The sequence below is a fragment of the Tunicatimonas sp. genome (genome assembly GCF_049647865.1).
In the GTDB taxonomy this organism is placed as follows: Bacteria; Bacteroidota; Bacteroidia; order Cytophagales; family Cyclobacteriaceae; genus Tunicatimonas.
In genome coordinates this window covers 1-2,754 of the sequence record NZ_JBARYM010000240.1, presented here as the reverse complement: position 1 = coordinate 2,754, position 2,754 = coordinate 1, and the positions used below count along the sequence as shown (strand labels likewise).

At 44.5% G+C, this 2,754-nt stretch carries 1 protein-coding gene and 1 pseudogene; one reads left to right on the top strand and one right to left on the bottom strand.

What is annotated here, in order from left to right; all coding sequences use genetic code 11:
- Positions 1-764 precede the first annotated feature (764 nt).
- Positions 765-1,775, bottom strand: a complete 1,011-nt coding sequence (locus WBA23_RS07420) for a glycosyltransferase family 4 protein (protein ID WP_424581639.1) — start codon at positions 1,773-1,775, stop codon at positions 765-767.
- 306 nt (positions 1,776-2,081) lie between these two features.
- On the opposite strand from WBA23_RS07420, the pseudogene WBA23_RS07415 reads away from it, so the two are divergent.
- Positions 2,082-2,754, top strand: a pseudogene (locus tag WBA23_RS07415) (Na-K-Cl cotransporter); the annotation flags it as partial.

The window sequence follows — 2,754 nt, the reverse complement described above, 5'->3', positions numbered from 1 at the left end:
TTGAAACAGCACATTGGTAAATCGCCTCAATTGCGTACCACCATGTCTAGTACTTTTACGCTTCTGCTCTCTTTCATTGGGATTGTAATTCTTAGTATTATTTCGTAAGTAATATTGCCATTTAGTTGCGTTCATAGCTTGTAATCAGCCCTTATACGACGGTATCCTTTTTCATCCGTTAGTTCACCAGAGCATTCTTATTGTAGCGTTGCTGTACAACTCGCATTTAGTGATATATCAATAAATCTTAGCTACGCGAGAGTTGCATGCGCCTCTAACTTCTTAAATATTCACCGCGATTAGTAAATACCAGATGGATGTTGCTTGCGTTGAAGCGAAATCACAAACCAGGGCCACCATGATTAAGAATTTTCTTATTCAGTCCTCGGGCCTTCTTAACCTGCGTCAGGGCGTAGCTACCAAAAGTCTGCTCACTTTTCTCCATCAAATTTCGTAAAAAAACCTGCAAAGCCGCATTTGCTGGATGTCGGTACGACTCTAGTTGGGTAGCTTTAAGCGCGGTCAGAAAAGTAATCCACCTGGAGTTTGCTAGTATCTCATTGACAGGTGGTTTGGAATGGGCCGAGAAAGAAAAAGTACTACTGTAATAGTAGTTTTTCTATGTAATAGCTATGCACCCAGCTGACGAGAGAAAAAGAAGGGAAGCAAGACTGATGAACAATATACTCGGGTAGTTTTTGGCAGTGTCAAACTTACGGTGAATACCTTCGGAGTACTCAGGCAATCATCTCCGTAAGTGAAGATCATCGTAGATCCAGAATATGCTGATAGAGATTTAGATAATCGGCTACCATTTTCTCCTGGGTAAAATGCGTAAGCACCCACTGCCGACAATGAGCGCGGTTAATCCGGTCAATCTGGCGTACCGCCTCAACTGCTTCGCCAACAGTGCTCACCACGTAGCCAGTCCGTTCGTGTTGAATTAGCTCTGGCATTGCTCCTCGGTTGAAGGCAATAACGGGCGTGCCACAAAGTTGGGCTTCGGCTACACTTAAACCGAAGGGCTCTTCGAAACTGATCGGGTGCAGCAGTGCCCAGGCTTTTCCTAGCAACTCATTCCGTCTCGCTGGTCCAGCCGATCCTAGAAACACAATCTGTTCGTCTAAAAAAGGCTTTACAGCTTCATCAAAATAAGTTTGATCTTGGATGATACCAGCGATGAGCAGCTTCCGGTTACTTTGCCGGGCAATTTGAATAGCTTCTGCCGTACCTTTATCAGGATGAATTCGTCCGAAGAACAGTAAGTAATCCTCTGGTTGTTTGGTGTACGTAAAATCATCGGCCCGAATGCCGTTGTATACCGTGGCCAGGTACTCCAGTTCCGGGCTGCGGTTACTGTTGCTGATGGAAACGTAATGCGAGGTAGCATTGTATTTTTGGTAAACCGGAATGATGCGGGGAGAGGAGAATCCATGAACCGTGGTGAGCATAGGTGTAGGAATTAGCCGCGAGTAGGTAAGCGGTAAAAAGTCGAAGTGATTGTGAATCACATTAAACTGATGAGCTTTCTCCATCAAATGGCTAATGTGCTGGCATTCTACTACCTTGGCATCCTGGGTGCGGTCTTCTTCGTAACCGGTAGGAACTACCGCTTCCAGTTTGGCCGAAGTGAGTGAATCGGCGGTGGCAAAAAGAGTTACCTTCTGACCAGCTTTTACCAGTCCTTCCGTCAGGTTAGAGGCCATTTGCTCCCAGGGGCCATAGTGTCGGGGAGGAGTGCGCCAGGCTACCGGAGATAATACCGCGATTTTCATTTTATAAAATGGTTTCTACTTAGAACAGGCATATCCTTTCCTCAGTTATACTAATTGTAGCTGCCAATCAAATTCCTATTGCAGGATTAGGTTGTTCAGAAACTTCCAAAGTTTTCTGGGTTTTTTTGCAAAACAATCGAAGTTAGTCAGACAAAGCTTACAAATAAATTCATAGGAATAAACTTTATAGTTACCCTCTTTTCATTTTTACCCCATAGTTGATAAATATTTCCATAAATTACCTCCCACTGTAAAATTACTATTTGTTAGCTTTCCAACTTTTGGAAATACTTTCAAAATGCTTCTATGGCGAGAACTAAAAAATTTGGGACGTTTGCCGGAGTATTTACTCCTTCTATTCTTACTATTCTCGGCGTTATTATGTACTTGCGGCTTCCCACAATTGTTGGGCAGGCGGGACTTTGGACAGCGTTAGGAATTATTCTTACGGCCCACATCATTTCCATTACCACCGGCCTAAGTGTGTCGTCAATAGCGACCGATAAAAAGGTGAAAGCCGGGGGTACCTACTACATGATCTCCCGAAGCTTGGGGCTATCTATTGGCGGTACGCTAGGCTTAGCACTATTCGTCGGTCTGTCGTTCAGCGTGAGTCTCTACATTATTGGGTTTTCCGAAAGCTTTCTTCAGTATTTTGGTTGGTCCGCCGATACCCACAGTATTCGTGTTGCCGGAACCATTGCACTAATAGCGGTTACCACCATTACGATCATCAGCACTTCGCTGGCTCTTCGGATGCAGTTCGTTATTATGGCGGCTATCATTTTATCTTTGCTATCGATACTATTTGGTACGCACGAGTTCACTCCGGTTATCCCTAAAGTCACCTCAACAGAGGGAGTATCCTTTATGCTATTGTTTGGCATCTTCTTTCCCGCCGTAACAGGTTTTGAGGCAGGGGTATCGATGTCCGGCGATTTGCAAGACCCGAAGAAATCTATTCCAAGAGGAACAATTT